Below are 18,218 nucleotides of genomic sequence, written 5' to 3' on the forward strand. Positions count from 1 at the left end.
GAAAAAGCGTCCGAACTTCCGTTCAGCCCCACTGCCCGAGGCCGGTCTGCTCCTGCCCGGACTTCACTTCGTCCCACGACAGGCCGAGCGCCTCGATGATGCGCTCGATGGGCCCCTTCAGCGTCTTGTCGAGCATCTTCGGCCAGTCGACCTCGAACTCTTCGGGCACCTCCTCGGCGTACTCGAAGCAGATCACGTCGGGGTCGCGCTTGAACTCCCGGTAGAGCGGGTCCGTCTGCGGGTCGAACCCCTGCTCGTTCTCCATGCGCTGCCAGAACTCGGGGTGGACCTTCTTCAGGTAGAGCCGCTTGGGTTTGGAGCCGCGCTGGAAGTTGGTGCCCAGCAGGAGGTTCGCGTACTTCGCTCCCCGGACCTGCGCGGTGTCGGTGTCGTACGCGTCGAGGCGCTTCCCGATGCCGCCGGGGATGCCGACCTCGTCCAGGTCGGCGTTGCCCTCCTCGAACGTCTTGATCTCCTCGTGGAGGTACTCCTTCACGTCGTCGAGGTCACCGCCGCGGACGATCATGTCGATGACCTCCTTCTGGACGCGCTTCGTGACCGGCGCGATGTCCGAGCGCTGGTACTCGAACCCGGTGATGTCGATGTCGTCGACGTCCTTCCCCTCCTTCCAGACGATGTGGCCGGCGTAGCGTTTCTTCTTGCCCGCCTGGAAGAACCGCCGGTAGAGCTTCTCGAACTCGATCTCGAAGCGGTGGGTGTGAGCGTTGAGTTCCTCGCGGGCGAAGTCGTCGTAGCGCTCGTTGATGTGCTCCTCGATGCCGAAGGACTGCTCGATGGCGTCGTCCTTGGACATGTCGTCTTCAAGACTTATCATCACGCTGTCGGTATCCCCGTATGCAACCTCGTGTCCGATCTCCTCGGTGGCGGTTTCGGTGAACTCGATAACCTCCCGCCCCGTCGCCGTCACGGCAGCGGCACCCTCGGTGTCGTAGAGGCGGAAGCGATCCCAGCCCGAGACGCCGTACAGCGACTGGCCGACGAACTGGAACGTCCCGTTCCGGCCGGCGAGCAGGCTGTGGTTGTCCGCGACCGTGACGCAGTAGACGCCGTCGTCGGCGGTGCTGGTCGAGCCGCTACGGTGCATCCGGAGCGTGTTCTTCGACCCTTCGTCGACGTAGATCCGCCACGAACCGCCGTTCTTCCCGTAGTTCGTGGTCAGGCCGAGGTGGGTACAGAGTCGGAGCACGTCGTCGCGGAGCCGTTCGCTCGAAGTCGTGTAGCGCCACGAGTTCGGCTGGCGGTCGCCGTCGCCCGCCACGAGCGTGTCGAGGAACCGTCGCTTCTGGCGCTCGCTCAGATCGAAGACGAACTCCGGAACCCGTTTCTCGAAGCTGTCGCCGCCACAGAGCCGTTCGAGTGTTTCGCCGAGCAAGCGGGAGGTGAACTGGTAGCCGCTCTCGTCGGCGTAGTAGTCGAACCCCATCCGGTCGAGCAGGTCGCCGATCGCGGCGTGGTCGTCGTCGCCGCCGTCGGTGACGGCGGGCTGCTGGGCGATCTGAACGGTCGTCGCCGAACCACGAAGCATCTCCCCGAACTGCTTCTCCTCGGAGGTGTACACGTTCCCTTCGGTGACGTACCACGCCAGCAGGTCGATGAAGTCGTCGCCGTCGTACGTCCGCGGGATCCACTTCCGGCCGGACTCGCGGTGGACGAAGCTCCGCTCGCAGACCGACTCGATGTACTCACGGTGTTCCTCGTACGTCTCGGCGTCGAACACGTACCCCTCCTCGCCGACGTCGTTTTTCAGGACCGTGTCGGGGTAGTAGCCCAGTTCCGCGGCGAACGTGTGGCCGTGGACCTCCGGGCGGACCCAGACCTCGTAATCTCCTTCGAGATAATCGACGAGGTCGACCTCGTCGAGGTCCTCGCCGTGCTCCGTCGACCAGTCGTGGGGGAGTTCGTAGTTGGTCGCCCGGTCGAGGTCGCCGGCTTCGACGAAGCTGTAGCCGTCCTCGGTGATCCCGTTGGTCTCGTTCTTCCGGACGAGCATCCGGTGGTTGGGTGTGACGCTGAAGTCGATCTTGCTGGTCTCGATGTCGACTAGCTCCCCCTCGTAGTCGGGGTAGGCGTGGGTGTCCTCGACGGGTTTGACCTCCATCTCCTCGGTGTCGGGGTTCAGCGAGTACACTTCGTCGCCGACGTCGAGGTCACGGATGTTCCGCACACCCTCGGGTGTGAGTACGTCGGTGTCAGGCGTGAAGCAGTTCATGATCACCTTCACCCCGCCCTGCTGCCGGTCGTAGCGCTCGTACTCGGGTGTGCCGGGCTGGTGCTGGTCGCGGAGCTCCTTCTTCTCCTCTCGCTCGCTGAGGAGTTCGTCGATCATCTCGCGCATGATCCCGTCCGGCTCCTTCCGGAAGTGGGTGCCATCCGGCGCGCGGTACGTTTCGCCGTCGTACTCCTCGGGGTCGACCTTCGTCTCTGGCGACGAATTTATCGTCGCCATCGACATTGGATACAAACTTTTCAGGTCTAAAACTGTAACATTTTCCTTTACTCCCGATATAGGTTCAAAGACAGCACCACCTTCGAACTCCTCGGCGGCCTCCTGCTGGCCCTTCGACGGCAGGCCGAACTCGCCGTGGGCCTTGTGCAGGACGTACATGTCCACCGCGTCGCCGGCAGTGGGGGCGTCCTCGAGCTTACAGCCGACGAACGAGCGCACCTCGTCCCAGAACGCGATCACGGACTGCTTGCGGTCGATCTCGACACAGAGCTCCACGTCCCGGAGGTTGTACTCCAGCAGCTGTTCGGGGTCCTGCTCCCAGAGGTCGCCGATGTCGCCGGAGTAGTGCTCCTTCCCCACGTCGAGTTCGCGCTCGCCGATGGCGTCGAGGCGGAACGACTCGAGTTCCTTGATGACGATCTGCTTGTAGCCGTACAGCAGGTCGAACACCACGCGACCCTTCACGTCCGGGCCGCCCCAGTCCGAGCGCCACACCTCGTTCACCCGGGAGAGCCGGTCGATGTCGAGGTCGTACTCCGTGCTGGGGTCGACCATCTCCAGGCGGTCGAGCACGTACGGCATGTCGAAATCCTCGAAGTTCCAGCCCGTGAGCACGTCGGGGTTCGTCTTCTCGATGTACTCGACGAACGCGTCGAGCATCGCCGGCTCCTCGTCGAACACGCGCACCTCCACGTCCCCCGAGTCGGCGATCTGTTCGTACTCGTCGAGCACCTCCGGCGCGTCCACCTCGGCGTCGGGCGCGTCGAACAGCCAGACGACGTACTCGTCGTCGTAGGAGTCGTGGGAGGTGAGACAGACGATCGGCTCCTCGCCGTCCTCCGGGAACCCCGAGCGGTCGTCGACCTCGATGTCGAACGTGTTCACGCGGAGGTCGGCCTCCGTCGGCGCGTCGACGGCGACCAACTCCTCGTCGTCGTAGCGCACCTGGATCCGGTCGTCCTCCAGCCGTCGCTCGGGCACCTGCAGGCCGGCGCTCACGTCCTTGTCGATCAGGAAGCGGTTGGGGAACAGGATGTCCGCCTCGTAGTGCTCCTCGAAGTCGTCACGCATCTGCCCCACGTCACGGGGCGTGCGGCCGATCACCTTCGTCAGCGGCTCGCCACGGATCGACTCGAAGCGCTCGCCGCTGGGGTCCTCGGTTCGGGTGTCGAGGATCGCGTCGTACTCCTCGGTCAGCGCGCGGTCCTCGACGTTCTCGGTGGGAACGTAGAAGTACGGCTCGACGCCGAGCACGCGGACGTGCTCGGGTTCGTTGTCGGCGGTCCGGCCGAACACGTGGACCACGGGGTACTCCTCGGCCCCGGACCCCTCGATCGTGTAGTCCACTTGCGAGACCTTCATCCGGACGACGCCCTCGCTGTCTGGGAACTTCAGATCGGCGGCGTCGACCACCTCGCTGACGGACTGTCCGGCGTCGCCGGCGACGACGGCCGCTTCCTCGTCCGGGCGGCCCCCGTCGGGGGACTCGAACTCGTCGAGCCCCCACTGCTCGCTCTCACTCATTGGCGGTGGTTTGCCGGGATCCGTTAAAACGACGGTGGTCCGCCGGCCCCGCTGTCGCACACCCCCGAAAGGCATATACTCCGTCGTTTGGTACGGAGTAACATGCCCGACGAGAGCGGCCTGCCGGAGGTGGCATCGGAGCGTTCCGAACCCGCGGACGACGGTTTCGAGACCGTCGAGGCCTACGAAGTCGACGGTGGCGTCGTGCTGTACGACGCCGAGGCGCCGCTCGCGTGGCTCCGAAGCGACGCGTCGGTGTCGCTCACGGACCGGCGCTGAGGCGACTACGAACCCTTTTGCCGATCGGTCCGGGAGTAGCAGCCGTGAGCGACGACGACCCCGTGGAGCGGTTCGTCGACGGAACGTTCGACGGGGAGGACGACGAGAACGAGAGCGGCGTGTCCACCCCGAAAGCGCGGGACATGGAGGCCGAACTTCGCGATCGGACCGGCGTCGCCGGCGACGTCGACGCCGAGGCGATGGAAGTCGACTCCGAGACGGCCACCGCGTTCTGGGCGGCGGTGGTGTACGTCAACGTCGGTATCCTCCTGCTCGCTGTCGGGCCGACCCTGTACGCGATTCGGGGGATGCCGCTCGTCTCGGCGGCGCTGGTCGTCGTCGGGGGGTACGCACTGTACCGCGCGTACTCGGTGTACCGACGATTCGAGATCGGGCGCGAGAACACGGACAACGGCGGTGCCGACCCCTCCGACGACGGTATCGAGGACAACTGACCCCGGAAGCGTTTTGCGCGCGGCGCACCTCACGACGAGCGATGCGAACGGTCGAGACGTCCGACGGGGAGCGCTACCTGCTGCTGGCCGAGTCCGACGGCACTGCGCGGCTCCGCGACCCCGCGACCGGCGAGGAACGGACCGTCGACGCCGACGCGGTCGAACCGATCGCGGAGGAAGCGTTGGCCATCGCCGCCGCGGGCGTTCCCGAGTCGGTCCGCCGGACCGTGACCGCGGTCCACGACGAGCGCGCGCTGGGCGTGCTGGTGACGCTCGTCGATAACGGACCGACCGCGGTGGTCGACCTGCTCTCCGCCTCGGGGCTGTGTGAGAGCGACTTCAACGGGCTGTTCGCCGAACTCCGCGCGGCGGGGCTGGTCGCGGAGTGTCGCGTCGCCGGCGAGCGCGGCTACGAGGCGACCGAGACCGCCGAGGAGGCGGTCGCACTGCTCCGGAACGACTAATCGTCGCCGCTCTCCAGCAGTGCTTCCGCGCCCGCGAGCGTCGCGGCGTCCTCCCGGCGCGCCGTCGAGCGGTTCGTCGTCGTGTCCTTCTCGACGGTCACGAGTTCGTCGGCGGCGTCGACCAGCTCCTCGTCGTGGCTCACGATCAGGATCTGTCGCACGCCGAACCCGCGCATCTCCTCGACAAGATCCACTAGCCGGGAGACGTGGCCGGCGTCGAGGAACACCGTCGGTTCGTCGAGGATCAGCGGCGGCGTCGGCGCCGCGCCCTCGATCCCCTCCGAGAGCAGGCGGTAGATCGCACACCGCAGCGAGAGGTTGAACAGCGCGCGCTCGCCTCCGGAGAGCTGCTCCGGGGAGAGCGGCGTGCCGTCCTTCTGGTAGACGGTGAGTTCGTACTCGCCGTCGAGCTCGATGTGGGAGTAGGCGTCGTTGCCGTACGCCAAGTCGAACGTCTCGTTCAGCATGCGTTCGAGGCTCTCGACGTTGCGCTGGCGGAGTTCGGCCCGCAGGTCGCCGTACGTCCGCTCTAACTCCTCGGTCTCCTCGTGGAGCGACTCCAGGTCGGCGACGGTCTCCGCCAGCTCCTCACGGTCCTCGCGGAGCGCTTCGAGCTCTTCGATCTCGTTCTCGACGCTGCCGATCTCGCCGGTGAGTTCGTCGCGCTGTTCGGCCAACGAGTCGAGTTTGTTCTCGACTTTCTCGAGGTACTCCTCGGCGCTCTCCCGCTTTTTCCGGGCCTGCTCGACGCGGTCGCGGTCGAACTGTTCGCGGAGTTCGTCGCGGCGCTCCCGCAGATCGTCCAGTCGGTCCCGGCGCTCCGCGGCGAGTTCGGCCTTGCTCTCCCGGCGTTCACGCAGGCGGTCGATCTCGTCCTCGTCGCCCTCGATGGCCGCGAGCGCCTCCTCGACGGCGTCGAGCCGGTCGCGGTGCTCGTCGAGTGCGTCGAGTTCCTCCTCGAGTTCGGCCACGCGTTCGCGGGCCGCCTCAGCCTCGGACTCCATCTCCTCGGCCTCCGTTTCGGTCTCCTTAGCTTCGGCCTCGAGTTCCTCGGCCTCCTCGCGGAGCTCTTCGGCCTCCGCGCGGTCGCTCTCGACCTCGCTCTCCAGTCCGTCGGTGCGCTCCTCGAGCATCTCCCGGCGCTCGTCGAGCGACTCGGCGCGGCTCTCGGCGTCGACCAGCTCCTCCGCCGTCTCGATCTCCTCTTTCAGGTCGGCTTTCCGGCCGTTGAGTTCGCCCAGTTCGGCCGAGAGCTCCTCGACGCGCTCGCGGTCCGCCTCGAGCGCGTCGACGTGGGGAGAGTCCTCGACTGGCTGCCCGCACTCGGGGCAGTTACCCTGTTCGAGCAGTTCCTCGGCCTCCTCGACGCGGTCGCGGGCGGAGGCGAGATCCCCGACGGTCTCCTCGATCGCTTCCTGTACCTCGTCGAGCTCCTCGCGGAGCTGTTCGCGGTGTTCCTCGGCTTCGCCCATCTCGACGGGCGCGTCGGCGAACCGCGCCGCGATCGACTCGCGCTCCTCGGCGACCTCGTCGAGCTTCGTGCGGACGTCTTCCAGGTCGTCCTCGGCGTCGTCGGCCTCGCTCTCGAGTTCGTCGGCGCGGTCGCGCTTCTCGCCGGCCCGCTCGCGCAGTCGCTCTGCCTCGCTCTCGAGGCTCTCGACCTCGTTTTCGAGATCGCTCACGCGGTCGCGGGCGTCCTCGCGCTGCTCGCGGAGGTCGGCTTCGCTGTCGTCGAGTTCCTCGCGGGCCTGAGCGACGGCTTCCTCCGTCGCGGCGTCGACCCCGGCGGCGTCGGCGAGTTCGTCGAGTTCGGCCTCGCGTTCGTCGATCCGTTCGCGGATCTCGGTGATCTCGTCCAGCAGTTCCTCGCGTTCGTTCTCGGTCTCGCGGATCGACGCCTCCAACTCCTCGATCTCCTCGTTCAGCTCTTCGAGTTCGCTCTCCTGTTCCTCGGCCTCGTCGACGATCGACTGGGCTTCGTCGCGGGTCTCGCGGGCCTCCTCACGGTTCCCCTCGAAGCGTTCGATCTCAGAATCCAGCTCCGCGAGTTCGCTCTCGAGCTCGTTGAGCCGCTCGTGGAGCTCCTTCGCCTCCTTGGCTTCGATCTGCTCCTCGAGTTTGTTCAGCCCGCCGCGTTTGTCCCCGAGCACGTCCTCCACGCCGAGTCGGGCGTCGCGGGCCCGCTCGCGGTACTCCTCCAGCTTGCCGAGCTGGAGCAGGTCGTCGATCATCTCCCGGCGCTCCCGCGGCGAGGCGTTGATGAGGCGGTTCACCTCGCCCTGCCGGATGTACGCGCAGTTGCGGAACGCCTCGCTGTCCATCCGGAGCAGCTCCTCGCCGACGAACTCCCGCACGTCGCGGGCCCCCTCGACCGTGGTGTCGGCACCCTCCAGCACACAGGTCCGCGTCGACACCGAGCCGCCGGAGCGACGGAGTTCGCGGGTGATCTTGTACTCCTCGCCGGCGTGGGTGAACCACAGCTCCACGTCGGTCTCCTCGGCGCCAGTGGTGACGGCGTCGTCGAGCGTGCCGTCCAGCGCCTGTGAGCCGTAGAGCGCGAAGAAGCACGCCTCGAGCAGCGACGACTTCCCGGACCCGTTCAGCCCGTGGATCACGGTGACGCCGTCGGTGAACTGCAGGTCGGTGTCGGCGTACGGTTTGAAGTTCCGAAGCCGCAGGCGGTCGAACTTCACAGGTACTCCTCCATGGTGCCCTGCTCGGCGGGCGAGCCGTCGGTTTCCGTCGCCGGTTCGTCGTCGGGGGTGGGTTCGTCGCTATCGTCGACGCTGGCTTCGTCGCTCCCGCCGTCGGCCGGCTCGAACGCCTCGGGCTCGTCGCCGAGGAGGTCGCTCACACGGTTCTTCACTTCCTCGCGGACGTTCGAGTCGGCGACTTTGCTCTCCCGGATGGTCTCGTCGACGTCGCGGGCCGCCGTCGAGAGCCCCATCTCCGAGACGCGCTCGCTCACCGCCTCGTCCGGGTCGGCGAAGCTGACGCCGATATCCGCTTCCTCCTCGATCTCCCGGCGGTCGGTGACGCGGACGAGCAGCGCACCCTCCTCCTCGCCGGCCTCCTCGATCGCGGCGGGAGTCACGGGCTCGCCCTCGCCGGTGATCTCGACGATACAGACCGCGTCCGCGAGGTCGTGCTGGCGAACCTGCTCGCGCACGCGCTCGACCCCCTCGCCTTCGGCGAGGTCGACGGAGACGAACGCGAACGGTCGTGTGTCGAGACTGCGCCGGCGGATGTCCACCTCGCCGTCGAACGTGACGAGGTTGTAGCCGCGGGCGTCCTCCTCGCTCGCGCTCGCGCGCTCGGTCGACCCACAGTACGTCACCCAGGTCCCCGACACCTCGGCGGTGTCGGGCGCGTGGTTGTCGCCGAGCAGCATCGCGTCGAACGCCACGGTCGACTCCTCGAGGACGGTCTCGGTGTCCCACTCGCCGAACTCGAAGGGGGTGAACAGCCCGTGTGAGACGAGCGCGGCGTGGTCGGCGTCGTGAGAGTCGAACTCGTAGTCGAGATCGTCCCGCCGGGACTCTGGCACCCAGTCGAGCCCGTAGAACGCGGTGTCGCCGACGACCTCGGGCGTGTCGTCGAGCCGCGTCGCGAGCCCGGTGCCCTCGAACAGGTCCAGCCACTCGCCCGTTCGAGTCGCCTCGTGGTTGCCCACCACGGCGAGGAACGGGATATCGGCGTCGTCGAGCCGTCGCAGCGCCGAGAGCACGGCCATCAGGTCCGGCAGTTCGGGCCGGCGGTCGTGGAACAGGTCGCCGGCGTGGACCACCGCGTCGACGTCCTCCTCGATGGCGTCGTCGACCACGGCGTCGAACGCCCGGCGGAAATCCGCCCGGCGCTCGGGGGAGTGGTACTGCTGGTAGCCGACGTGGGTGTCGCCCGTGTGTATCACCCGAGTCATCTGCCCTCGGCTACGCCCCCTCCCGGGAAGAGCGTTGCGCGAGCGGGGTGGAACTGGTTTCGGGCGCCTCCACCGGCCGTTCGGTACGCTCGGCGGCGTCCCGGAACGCCGCCAGCGCCGCGAGCACGTCCCTGCCTCGCTCGACGAGCGAACCGTTTCCGTCCTGCTCGGCTGCTCGGACGGCCCGCCGGAGGCTCGCTTCGCCGCCGGCGTCGACGAACGCGGCCGCGCTGTCGACGCTTCCCATCGCCGTCTCGGCCTCGGCGACGACCCGCGTCGGTGCCTCTCTCGATGGGAAGTCGCCGTCGGCCAGTCGAGCCAGCGCGGTCGCGACTGTGTCGGGGTCGGTCACGACGGGGGTGCTCCCCCGATCACATTTGAGGGTTGGGCCGGAACCAGGGGAGAGCGGGGCTGTGTGCCCGGTTCGGCACCGTGGCGAGTTCCGACGCGACCCGAAGCCTCATAAGAGTCAGCCGCTTACGGTCCGGCAATGAGCGATACGGTTGACGACGTCGAACTCCCCTACGAGGAGACGGCGTCGCAACAGGAGAAGATCGAGTCCCTCCGCGAGCGCCTGGAGGAGCTCGAGGACCAGAACGAACAGATGCGCGACAGCCTGCTGGACGCCAACGCCGAGAACAACAAGTACCAGCAGAAGCTCGAGCGACTCTCCCACGAGAACGAGAAGCTCAAGCAGTCGCCGCTGTTCGTCGCGACGGTCCAGGAGATCACCGACGACGGCGTCGTGATCAAACAGCACGGCAACAACCAGGAGGCGCTGACCGAGGTCACCGACGAGATGCGCGAGGACATCGAGCCCGACGACCGCGTCGCGGTCAACAACTCGCTGTCGGTCGTCCAGAAGCTGACCCGCGAGACCGACGTCCGGGCTCGCGTCATGCAGATCGACCACTCGCCGGACGTGACCTACGGCGACATCGGCGGGCTCAAAGACCAGATGCGCGAAGTGCGCGAGACGGTCGAACTCCCGCTCCAGCAGCCCGACACGTTCGACTCGGTCGGCATCCAGCCCCCGAGCGGGATCCTGCTCCACGGCCCGCCCGGCACCGGGAAGACGATGCTCGCGAAGGCGGTCGCCAACGAGACCGACGCGAGCTTCATCAAGATGGCCGGCTCCGAACTCGTCCACAAGTTCATCGGCGAGGGGGCGAAGCTCGTGCGCGACCTGTTCGAGGTCGCCCGCGAGAACGAGCCCGCGGTGATCTTCATCGACGAGATCGACGCGATCGCCTCGAAACGGACGGACTCGAAGACCTCCGGCGACGCCGAGGTCCAGCGCACGATGATGCAGCTGCTCTCGGAGATGGACGGGTTCGACGAGCGCGGCGAGATCCGCATCATCGCCGCGACCAACCGCTTCGACATGCTCGACGAGGCGATCCTGCGCCCCGGTCGCTTCGACCGCCTCATCGAGGTGCCCAAGCCCGACGCCGAGGGCCGCGAGCTCATCTTCCAGATTCACACCCGCGACATGAACGTCGCCGACGACGTGGAGTTCGGCGAGCTCGCCGAAATGACCGACGACGCCTCCGGCGCCGACGTGAAGGCGATCTGTACGGAGGCCGGGATGTTCGCGATCCGCGACGACCGCACCGAGATCGAGAAGCGGGACTTCGTCGAGGCTTGGGAGAAACTCCAGGGTAGCGAGACGATGGATACGGGCGACTCGCCGGCGTTCGCCTGAGGACTCGAACCGGCCGCTTTTTTGCCGTCCGCCGTCGCTCGCGTAGCCATGGTCGACGATCCCGCCATGCCCGAACAGCGCGTCGTCGCGCAGTTCCTCGACGAGCACGGGATGCGATCGCCGCCCGCGTACCGCCTCCTCGACCTGACTGCTGAAGTGGGCGAGGTCGCCGCCGACGCCGCGAAGTCGAGCGAGTACGGCGAGTCCCCCGAGTCGCTCTCCGTCCCCGAGGACGAACTCGGCGACGCACTGTTCGCGCTGCTGGCGCTGGCCGAGGAACTGGACGTCGACGCCGGCACCGCGTTCGAGACAACGCTCGCGAAGTACGAGGCGCGGATCCACGAAAACGGCGACGCCGGCTCGGGCGCCTAGAGCAGGAAGAAGATCGCGGTCGGAATCCCGAACAGCAGCACCGTCATGGCGGCCAGGATCAGCCCGTAGCCGCCGAAGGTGCCCGCCAGCGCGCGCCAGGAGGGGTGATCGGTGTCCATACCGGGTTCGGGATGCGGCGGGACTTAGTTCTGCGGGGTCGGCGCGGCCGCCGACTTAGCCGATGTACCGAAGCTCCTCGTCGCCCGCCATCCCGCCACCGCCGCCCTCCTGCATCTGCTGGATCTTGCTCACGACCTCCTCCATCTCCTCGGCGCGCTTCTCCAGCGCGGCGAAGTCGACGCGGAACTCGAGCTGCTGCTCCAGCGTCTCGAGGACGGCTTTCGCGCTCTTGGGGTCGACGAGGTAGCCGCTGGTCTCGCCCATCAGGCAGGCCACGTCGAGGCCGCGCCGGCCGCCGAGACCGAGCAGCAGCCCCGAGACGCCGACGATACCGCCGGCGGGCTCGTCGCCGCGGAACTCCACGCCAGCGTCCGCGAGCGAGTCGGTGAGTTCGCCCCGGCTGACCGCGCCGAGGACGTTGTGTTCCTCGATGAGTTCGCCCGTCGGGACGCCGCCCAGCGCGTACGCCTCCTCGACGCCGAACGACTCGGCCACGTCGAGGAACGCCTCGGTTAGCTGGTAGTGGCCCTTGTTGCTGCCGGCCTGGTGGTTCCCCGTGAGCACGAGCAGGTCGCGCTCGACCGGGACGGTGCCGGGGTCCTCCTCGGCGTCGTCCTCACTCCCTTCCTCGTCGACGTCGCCGCCGTCGGCGAGTGCGTCACCTTCGGGGCTCTCGTCGTCCTCGTCCGCCGCGTTCTCGTCCTCGTCGTCGACTTCCGACTCCTCGTCTTCCTCCACATCCGAAGGCGTCGGCGAGGAAAGGTCGACCGCGTGGAACGAGGCGCAGGTCAGCGAGGCGACACCGTCGTCGTCGACGTCGACCTGCGGCGGGAACTCGTCGGCGTACACTCGGCGGACGAGCGTGCTCTCGAACTCCTCGAGCAGGTGCTCGGCGGCGAGTTTGCCGACGTGGCCGACGCCCGGCAGCCCCTCGACCAGCACGGGCTCCCGGAGATCGGGGTCTGCGACCGTCTCGATGTCGATGGGATCCATACCCGCGAATGGTCTCTCGGCGGGTAAAGGTACGTCGAAACCCTCAGGCCGTGTCAGGGCCGGCGTCGCGGGCCCGGCGGCGGTACTCGCCGTACGGGTCCGCGGGGTCGAACGGCGCCGGGGCGGAGTTGATCGCCTCGGCGCCACAGTCGGGACACTCAGCAGAAAGCGTGTATACGGGTCGGTCGTGTTGGCCCGACCCGTCTGCTCGATCCGGGTCGTCCTCGGACCTCCACGCCGAACAGACGCGGATGTCCGACTTCGTCATTCGTCGTCTTCGTTGCGCTCGCGGTGGTACTCGGCGGTGCCGCCGTGCTCCTCGACCTCGGTCTTGGCGCGTGCGGCGGCGGCCTCGAGCTCCGCCTCGGCGGTCTTGTAGTCGGGGGCCTGCACCTCGATGCGGTACTCCGGGGCGCCGACGTAGGACACTTCGAGTTCGACCTCCTCGGGAACGTCGTGGTCGCCGTCGCCCGCGGCGGCCCGCAGTGCCGCCTTCACGTCGTCGACGCCGTCGGGGCCGGGCGAGCGGATGTCCACGTAGCCGGTGACGTTGACGTACGGCACCGAGACGTTCTCCCGGGCGGTCTGGACGACCGCCTGGGTGGCCTCGTCGTCGAGGCCGACGCCGTCCAGCGCCTCCATCCCGTGGATGGCGGCCTCCTCGAACGCCTCGTACAGCGAGTCGTACTCGGCGGTGAGCGTCTCGACCACGTCGTCGCGGTCGTGGTCCTCGCCGAACGCCAGCTCCATCCACTTGTCGGCTTTCTGTTGGTTCTTCCACTCCTGGATCGTCTGCTTGCGCTGGTGCTCGTTGACGTCCTTGAGCGAGAGGTCCACCTGCTGGGCGGACTCGTCGACCTCGAGCACTTTGGCGACGACCGTGCGGCCGACGCTGACGTGATCGCGGACGTTCTTGATCCAGCCGGAGGCGACCTCCGAGATGTGGACCAGCCCGCGGTGCTCGTAGCCCTCCATGTCGACGAACACGCCGAAATCGGCGATCTCGTCGACAGTGCCGACGACGAGCTCACCCGGCTCGGGCCACTCGTTCCCCGCCATGCGGTGTTATCGCGCCTCGACGATGTCGGCGACTTCGCCGTTGATGTCGGCCTTCCCGCCGGTGGGCGTCGCCAGCGTGGTGCCACAGACGGCGCAGTTTACCGTCGTGGACGCGTTCTGGAAGACGATCTGCTCGTTCTCGCAGTCCGGACAGACGACTTCGAGGAAGCTCCCCGTCATTCCTGGAACTCCAGGCGGCCGGTCCGCCACCCCTCTCGCATGTGGGCCTTGTTGCAGTCCGAGCAGATGTACTTCAGGTGGGTCTTCTTGGTCGGCTTGTTGCCGGCCGGCACCTTCGAGAACTTCCCGGAGTTCCCGATGGTCTTCTTCCCGCGCTCCTGCTGGCGGGCGGCCCACTTCATCCCGGTCTGACGGCCGGACCGGACCTTCTCGATCTCGTGTTCGTGGTGGGCGTCACAGTGCGGACAGTACGTGTTCATGCGGCGTGGCATCTCCATGGATATTCGCCTCTTGGCGGCGACTTCGGGAGGATCGCTTAAAACCCGTTTGGTCTCGTCCGGCTGGCGAGTGAGACCGCACACGACCCTTCCGAAGGTAATCTGCTGATAACAAATGGCTCGTACGCTGACCTCGGAGGTATGCCTCCGCGAGATGGTCCCCAGACTTGGAGAGAGCTGCCCGCGGAGTCGATCCGGGCCGTTCGATCCAACTGTAGTCGACCCCGCCCACAAACTGCCGGATACATCTTCGTTCTGGCGGCCGGAACTGGGATAAGCGTAACTGGCGGGATCCTGCCGGCCTACCTATCGTGGTGGTGGCTGGACAAAGTCGGCCACGTCGCTGGCGGCTTGACGCTCACCCTCGGCCTGTTGATTCTGCTCTCCCCTACAGCCACGGCCGTGAGTGTGGTCCTCTTGTCGATCCTGTGGGAGGTGTTCGAGTGGACCGTCGGAGCCCCGTTTCTCGTCACGCCGCTCGATACGAAGCTGGATCTGCTCGCGGGGTGGATCGGGTTGGCCCTCGCGCTCGTCGTGGCCGGGCGGGAGAGTGAATCTCGATCGGCGGGGGAGCGAAGCGGTTAAGGAGCGAGTGGCCGAAGGAGCGCGCATGAAGCAGCTCATCGTCCACGGCGACGCGGGGTTCCGGCGTGACGACGTGATCGAGGTCGACGGGGAGGAGCTGGTCTGTTTCGGCGTCGCCAAACAGGGCGACTGGCACGGTCCCGACGAGCCACAGCTCTGGTGTACGGTCGGCACCGAGGACGAACAGGAGAAGTACGACAAGCGCCAGTACGTCCCCCACTGGCTCGACACCGAGAGCGTCGACGCCGCGGACGTCGAGATCGTGAGCGAGAAGAACCCGCTGAACGTATAGCGTTCACCTCTTCTCCAGCCCGCCACGTTACGCCGGTAGCTCTCCGGCGGTCACCTCGTACACGACCACGTCACCCTCGGTGAACACTGGCTCGTAGCCCGCGCGCTCGTCGAAGTCGACCAGGTCGTCGCCGTAGCGGTTCCGCTCGGCGCTGCCGACCCAGACGTACTCGACGTCGTGGTCGCGGATCACCGACGCCGCGTCGGCGGGCGAGCCGGTGTACAGCGCGTCGACGGCGTCGACCCGGGCGTAGTACGCCTCGCTCCCGCGATAGCCGACCTCGTGTGCCCAGCCGACGACCGTCGGGACGCCGGTCAGGCTGGCGCCGATCGCGGAGTTCCAGTTGTACATCCCGGGGGTCCCCCCTTGAGCGGGCGCCGAGACGATCACCGTCTCCCCGTCGGCGGTTCGGTCGAGCCAGTCGACCGCCGCGAGCTCGTCGTCCTCGTACCAGGACGGCATCTCGGTCGCGTCGAGCGTCGGCTCCTCCACGTTCGCGAAGTGGCCCGAGAGCGCGAACCCGCCGTACACCGAGGTCGAGAGTACGAGCAGCGCGACGAGCGCGGGCACGGCGACGCCACGGCCGAGCGACGGGCTATCGGCGGCTCGAGCTGCCCGCTTCGCACGCGCCAGCAGCCCCGCAACCGCCGCGCCCGCGCCGACGCCCCAGAACACCCAGACCTGCATGTACGTCTTGAACACCGTGTTCATCCGGAGCGGGCCGGCCTGCTCGTTGACGTAGACGATCTCCACGATCGTCACCAGCCCCGCGCCGGCGACGATCAGCACCGTCTCGTACCCTGCGTCACGGAACCGGAGGACGGCCCAGCCGACGACGAGCAGCGGGAGCGTGAACGCCAGCACGTCGAGCGGGAGCAGGATCGCGACGGCGCCGACGGCAGCGACCGCCAGCGCCAGCGGCGCGCGGCGTCCCGGCTCCACCCGCGAGAACAGGTAGAGTCCGAACACGAGCAGGAACGCGCCGTGGACCGCGAACAGTTCCAACACCCCACTGCGGGCAGCGGCAGGGAGGAACTCGATCGTCCGACTGCTCCCGCCGGTCATCGTTCGCGTCAGGAACGGGAGCGCCAGCACGCCCGCGACGGCGACCAGACCGCCGACGACACCCAGCGGCACGAACAGTCGTTCGATCTCGGCGAGTGCGCGATCGCCCGCTCCGTCGTCGCCGAGCGAGTCCGCGAGCCGTTGTCGCCCCTGACGAACGCGCTCGGCGGCGCTTCCGGGCAGCAGCGCCGTCGGGTCGGCCGGCGAGAGCGCGAGCGCGAGGTAGGTGACGCCGAAGACGGAGGGGAAGCTCCACGTGCTCGTGACGATCTGGAAGAACCCGAGCAGGGGGACGACCGCGAGCAGCCCCAGTCGGCGACGGCGTTCGGTCGCGGGCGTCAGGTAGAGGGCGAACCCCAGCGCCGCCCCGAGCAGGAGGAACGGCGTCCCCATCATGTGGGCGTGCATGTCGCCGTTGAGCCACGCGAACAGCGGGAACTCGTTGATCGTGGGGAACGTGTTGCCGTCGACCGTGTCGCCGATCACGCGGCTGGCCGACCAGTAGCTGAACCCCTCGCCCGAGAGCGGGAGCGGTTCGACCCCCGGGGCGAGCGAGGACTGGAGCCCCGGCGGAAGCAGACCGAGTAGCAGTCGACCGGCTGTCGTGACGTTGCTCGCGAAGCCGACGAAAAAGGCCGCGAACGCGCCGCCGACGCCGGGATTCCACCCGTGTTCGGCCGCGGCGTTCGCAGCGAGGTCGTAGGCGGCGGTCACGAGCATCGCGTAGAACCCCGCGAGCGCGAGGTTGTAGGCGAGTTCGGGCGTCGTGCCGGTCAGATAGGTCAGGATCGCCGCGAGCAGGTGGCCGCCGTAGTAGTACTGCACCGGCTCGCCCGCGAACCAGAAGTCCTCGGGCGGGAGCGTCCCTGAACGGAGGAGGGTCCGGAGCATCCCGTAGTCGAGGTACTTCTCGCCGCCGATGGCGTGGACCGCGGGGTCGGCGCTACGGATCGCGACCAGGAAGAGAAAGGCGGCGGCGAACACGACCGCCGTCTCGGCGACGGCGCGGCGATCGACGCCGATCCCCTCGGCGGGTCGGAGCTCACCGTCCCGTAACGCCTCACGATCGAGCCCCAGCGCGGCGGCGATGCCGACGAGGACGGCGAGCCCCGCGGCGACCGTGAGCGGCCCGAAGGAGAGCTTCCCGAGCCAGTACACCGGGAGCCAGATCGTCACTAGCGCGATCGGGAGCGCGAACCCGCTCCCGTTGCTCCGGAGCCGGGCGAACAGCCGGGCCGCGATCGGGTAGCCGAGCACGGCCACCCCGGCGAAAACAGCCAGCCAGACGAGCACGGCGAGGTACTGCATTGCCGGAAGCCGCGGCCCGAACCGGGAAACGCCTTTCGGGTGATGGTGTCCGCGACCCTCCCCCGATCGGCGCCCGAAAACGACGCTCTCGGTGATCGTACCCGAAGGGACGCGACGAACCGTTCGCTCCGGGCGTTTTCCGATCAGGGAAGTATTCTTTCCGAACGCAAAAACCCACGTGGGGTGATGCGTAACGTTCATGGGTGCGACAGACCGACGTATACCCACGAGGCTACGAATGGCTACACTCGAAATCAACAACCTACACGCGGAAGTCGCCGAGAACGGGGAGCGAATCCTGCGCGGGGTCGATCTGGAGGTCGAATCCGGTGAGATCCACGCGCTGATGGGCCCGAACGGGTCGGGCAAGTCCACGACCGCCAAAGTCATCGCGGGCCATCCGGCCTACGACGTGACCGAGGGCGAGATCCTGCTCCACCTCGACGACGAGGACCTCGCGGATATCGACGAGGAGCTGGAGGAGGAGCATTACCACTGGGACCTGCTCGACCTCGAACCCAACGAGCGGGCCGCGCTGGGGATCTTCCTTGCCTTCCAGTACCCCGCCGAGATCGAGGGGGTTACGATGACCAACTTCCTCCGCCAGGCGCTCAACGCCAAGCACGAGGAGCGCGAGGAGCTCTTCGAGGACGAGGAGGAGGCGGAGGCCGACGACGAGGACGAGGGGTACGAGTCCTCGCCGATGGAGGGGCCCCAGGACGAGGGCGAGATCGGCGTCGCCGAGTTCCAGCAGATCCTGAGCGAGAAGATGGAGCTGCTGGACATGGACGAGTCGTTCGCCCAGCGCTACCTCAACGCCGGCTTCTCGGGCGGCGAGAAGAAGCAGAACGAGGTGCTGCAGGCGGCGATCCTCGAGCCCTCGATCGCGGTGCTCGACGAGATCGACTCCGGGCTCGACATCGACCGCCTCAGCGACGTCGCACAGGGTATCGAACGACTGAGTGACGAACAGGGCACCGGCGTCCTGCAGATCACCCACTACCAGCGCATCCTCGACTACGTGGAGCCGGACCGCGTCCACGTGATGCTCGACGGCGAGGTCGTCATGGACGGCGACGCCGAGCTCGCCGAGGAGCTCGAGGAGGAAGGGTACGACTGGGTGCGCGAGCAGGTTTACGAGACGGCTTAAACC

General features: G+C 67.6%; 19 protein-coding genes. 8 read left to right on the plus strand and 11 right to left on the minus strand.

All coding sequences use genetic code 11. The features are described from left to right. Window positions 1-22: 22 nt before the first annotated feature. A complete protein-coding gene (locus B4589_RS15020; protein ID WP_079235030.1) occupies window positions 23-3,991 on the minus strand; it encodes a DNA polymerase domain-containing protein in 3,969 nt (1,322 codons plus the stop codon). A 102-nt stretch (window positions 3,992-4,093) separates the two neighbouring features. Between B4589_RS15020 and B4589_RS15025 the strand changes: the two genes are divergently transcribed. From B4589_RS15025 to B4589_RS15035, 3 genes are read left to right on the plus strand one after another with little or no spacing between them, the layout of a single operon-like run. Next, a complete protein-coding gene (locus B4589_RS15025; RefSeq protein ID WP_176330537.1) occupies window positions 4,094-4,270 on the plus strand; it encodes a hypothetical protein in 177 nt (58 codons plus the stop codon). Window positions 4,271-4,314: 44 nt separating this feature from the next. After that, the gene (locus tag B4589_RS15030; protein ID WP_079235031.1) at window positions 4,315-4,725 is read left to right on the plus strand and encodes a hypothetical protein; all 411 of its coding nucleotides are present in this window, start codon (window positions 4,315-4,317) and stop codon (window positions 4,723-4,725) included. A 41-nt stretch (window positions 4,726-4,766) separates the two neighbouring features. Beyond that, the gene (locus B4589_RS15035) at window positions 4,767-5,189 is read left to right on the plus strand and encodes a hypothetical protein (RefSeq protein WP_079235032.1); all 423 of its coding nucleotides are present in this window, start codon (window positions 4,767-4,769) and stop codon (window positions 5,187-5,189) included. On the opposite strand, the gene rad50 is transcribed toward B4589_RS15035, so the two are convergent. From rad50 to B4589_RS15050, 3 genes are read right to left on the minus strand one after another with little or no spacing between them, the layout of a single operon-like run. Next, on the minus strand, window positions 5,186-7,882 hold the full coding sequence (gene rad50 / locus B4589_RS15040; RefSeq protein ID WP_079235033.1) for a DNA double-strand break repair ATPase Rad50: 2,697 nt from the start codon (window positions 7,880-7,882) through the stop codon (window positions 5,186-5,188). The genes B4589_RS15035 and rad50 overlap by 4 nt on opposite strands. Next, window positions 7,879-9,108 carry a DNA double-strand break repair protein Mre11 gene (gene mre11 / locus B4589_RS15045; protein WP_079235034.1) on the minus strand — a complete coding sequence of 410 codons (1,230 nt, stop codon included), beginning with the start codon at window positions 9,106-9,108 and terminating at the stop codon, window positions 7,879-7,881. The genes rad50 and mre11 overlap by 4 nt, the downstream gene beginning before the upstream one ends. A 10-nt stretch (window positions 9,109-9,118) precedes the next feature. Further along, window positions 9,119-9,460 carry a hypothetical protein gene (locus B4589_RS15050; protein WP_079235035.1) on the minus strand — a complete coding sequence of 114 codons (342 nt, stop codon included), beginning with the start codon at window positions 9,458-9,460 and terminating at the stop codon, window positions 9,119-9,121. Between the two features lie 138 nt (window positions 9,461-9,598). On the opposite strand from B4589_RS15050, the gene B4589_RS15055 reads away from it, so the two are divergent. Continuing rightward, window positions 9,599-10,813 carry a proteasome-activating nucleotidase gene (locus B4589_RS15055; protein ID WP_079235036.1) on the plus strand — a complete coding sequence of 405 codons (1,215 nt, stop codon included), beginning with the start codon at window positions 9,599-9,601 and terminating at the stop codon, window positions 10,811-10,813. 66 nt (window positions 10,814-10,879) lie between these two features. After that, window positions 10,880-11,185 (plus strand): MazG-like family protein, encoded by a 306-nt coding sequence (locus B4589_RS15060; protein WP_176330547.1) that lies wholly within the window; start codon window positions 10,880-10,882, stop codon window positions 11,183-11,185. Here B4589_RS15060 and B4589_RS18265 read toward each other — a convergent pair. Genes B4589_RS18265 through B4589_RS15085 form a run of 6 tightly spaced genes read right to left on the minus strand, consistent with a single transcriptional unit; the run spans window position 11,182 to window position 13,815 of the window. Then, window positions 11,182-11,304 carry a hypothetical protein gene (locus B4589_RS18265; protein ID WP_255246103.1) on the minus strand — a complete coding sequence of 41 codons (123 nt, stop codon included), beginning with the start codon at window positions 11,302-11,304 and terminating at the stop codon, window positions 11,182-11,184. The two genes, B4589_RS15060 and B4589_RS18265, sit on opposite strands and share 4 nt — an antisense overlap. A 55-nt stretch (window positions 11,305-11,359) precedes the next feature. Beyond that, window positions 11,360-12,298: a PAC2 family protein gene (locus B4589_RS15065; protein WP_079235038.1), complete on the minus strand. Its 939-nt coding sequence runs from the start codon at window positions 12,296-12,298 to the stop codon at window positions 11,360-11,362. A 43-nt stretch (window positions 12,299-12,341) separates the two neighbouring features. After that, the gene (locus tag B4589_RS15070; protein ID WP_079235039.1) at window positions 12,342-12,566 is read right to left on the minus strand and encodes an RNA-protein complex protein Nop10; all 225 of its coding nucleotides are present in this window, start codon (window positions 12,564-12,566) and stop codon (window positions 12,342-12,344) included. Continuing rightward, window positions 12,563-13,357 carry a translation initiation factor IF-2 subunit alpha gene (locus B4589_RS15075; RefSeq protein ID WP_079235040.1) on the minus strand — a complete coding sequence of 265 codons (795 nt, stop codon included), beginning with the start codon at window positions 13,355-13,357 and terminating at the stop codon, window positions 12,563-12,565. The genes B4589_RS15070 and B4589_RS15075 overlap by 4 nt, the downstream gene beginning before the upstream one ends. Before the next feature lie 6 nt (window positions 13,358-13,363). Further along, window positions 13,364-13,537, minus strand: a complete 174-nt coding sequence (locus B4589_RS15080; protein ID WP_079235041.1) for a 30S ribosomal protein S27e — start codon at window positions 13,535-13,537, stop codon at window positions 13,364-13,366. Then, window positions 13,534-13,815, minus strand: coding sequence for a 50S ribosomal protein L44e (locus B4589_RS15085; protein WP_079235042.1), 282 nt, complete (start codon window positions 13,813-13,815; stop codon window positions 13,534-13,536). Before B4589_RS15085 ends, B4589_RS15080 begins: the two co-directional genes overlap by 4 nt. Window positions 13,816-13,956: 141 nt before the next feature. On the opposite strand from B4589_RS15085, the gene B4589_RS15090 reads away from it, so the two are divergent. Continuing rightward, window positions 13,957-14,400, plus strand: coding sequence for a hypothetical protein (locus tag B4589_RS15090; RefSeq protein WP_143414361.1), 444 nt, complete (start codon window positions 13,957-13,959; stop codon window positions 14,398-14,400). A 25-nt stretch (window positions 14,401-14,425) separates the two neighbouring features. Further along, window positions 14,426-14,692, plus strand: coding sequence for an HAH_0734 family protein (locus B4589_RS15095; RefSeq protein ID WP_079235044.1), 267 nt, complete (start codon window positions 14,426-14,428; stop codon window positions 14,690-14,692). Between the two features lie 27 nt (window positions 14,693-14,719). On the opposite strand, the gene B4589_RS15100 is transcribed toward B4589_RS15095, so the two are convergent. After that, a complete protein-coding gene (locus tag B4589_RS15100) occupies window positions 14,720-17,065 on the minus strand; it encodes a DUF2298 domain-containing protein (protein ID WP_079235045.1) in 2,346 nt (781 codons plus the stop codon). Window positions 17,066-17,303: 238 nt separating this feature from the next. Here B4589_RS15100 and B4589_RS15105 point away from each other — a divergent pair, with 238 nt between their 5' ends. Beyond that, entirely contained in the window at window positions 17,304-18,215 is a 912-nt protein-coding gene (locus B4589_RS15105) for an ABC transporter ATP-binding protein (protein WP_079235046.1), read from the plus strand. The last annotated feature ends 3 nt before the right edge of the window (window positions 18,216-18,218 follow it).

Origin of the sequence: Halolamina sp. CBA1230 (assembly GCF_002025255.2) — an archaeon.
Classification (GTDB): Archaea; Halobacteriota; Halobacteria; order Halobacteriales; family Haloferacaceae; genus Halolamina.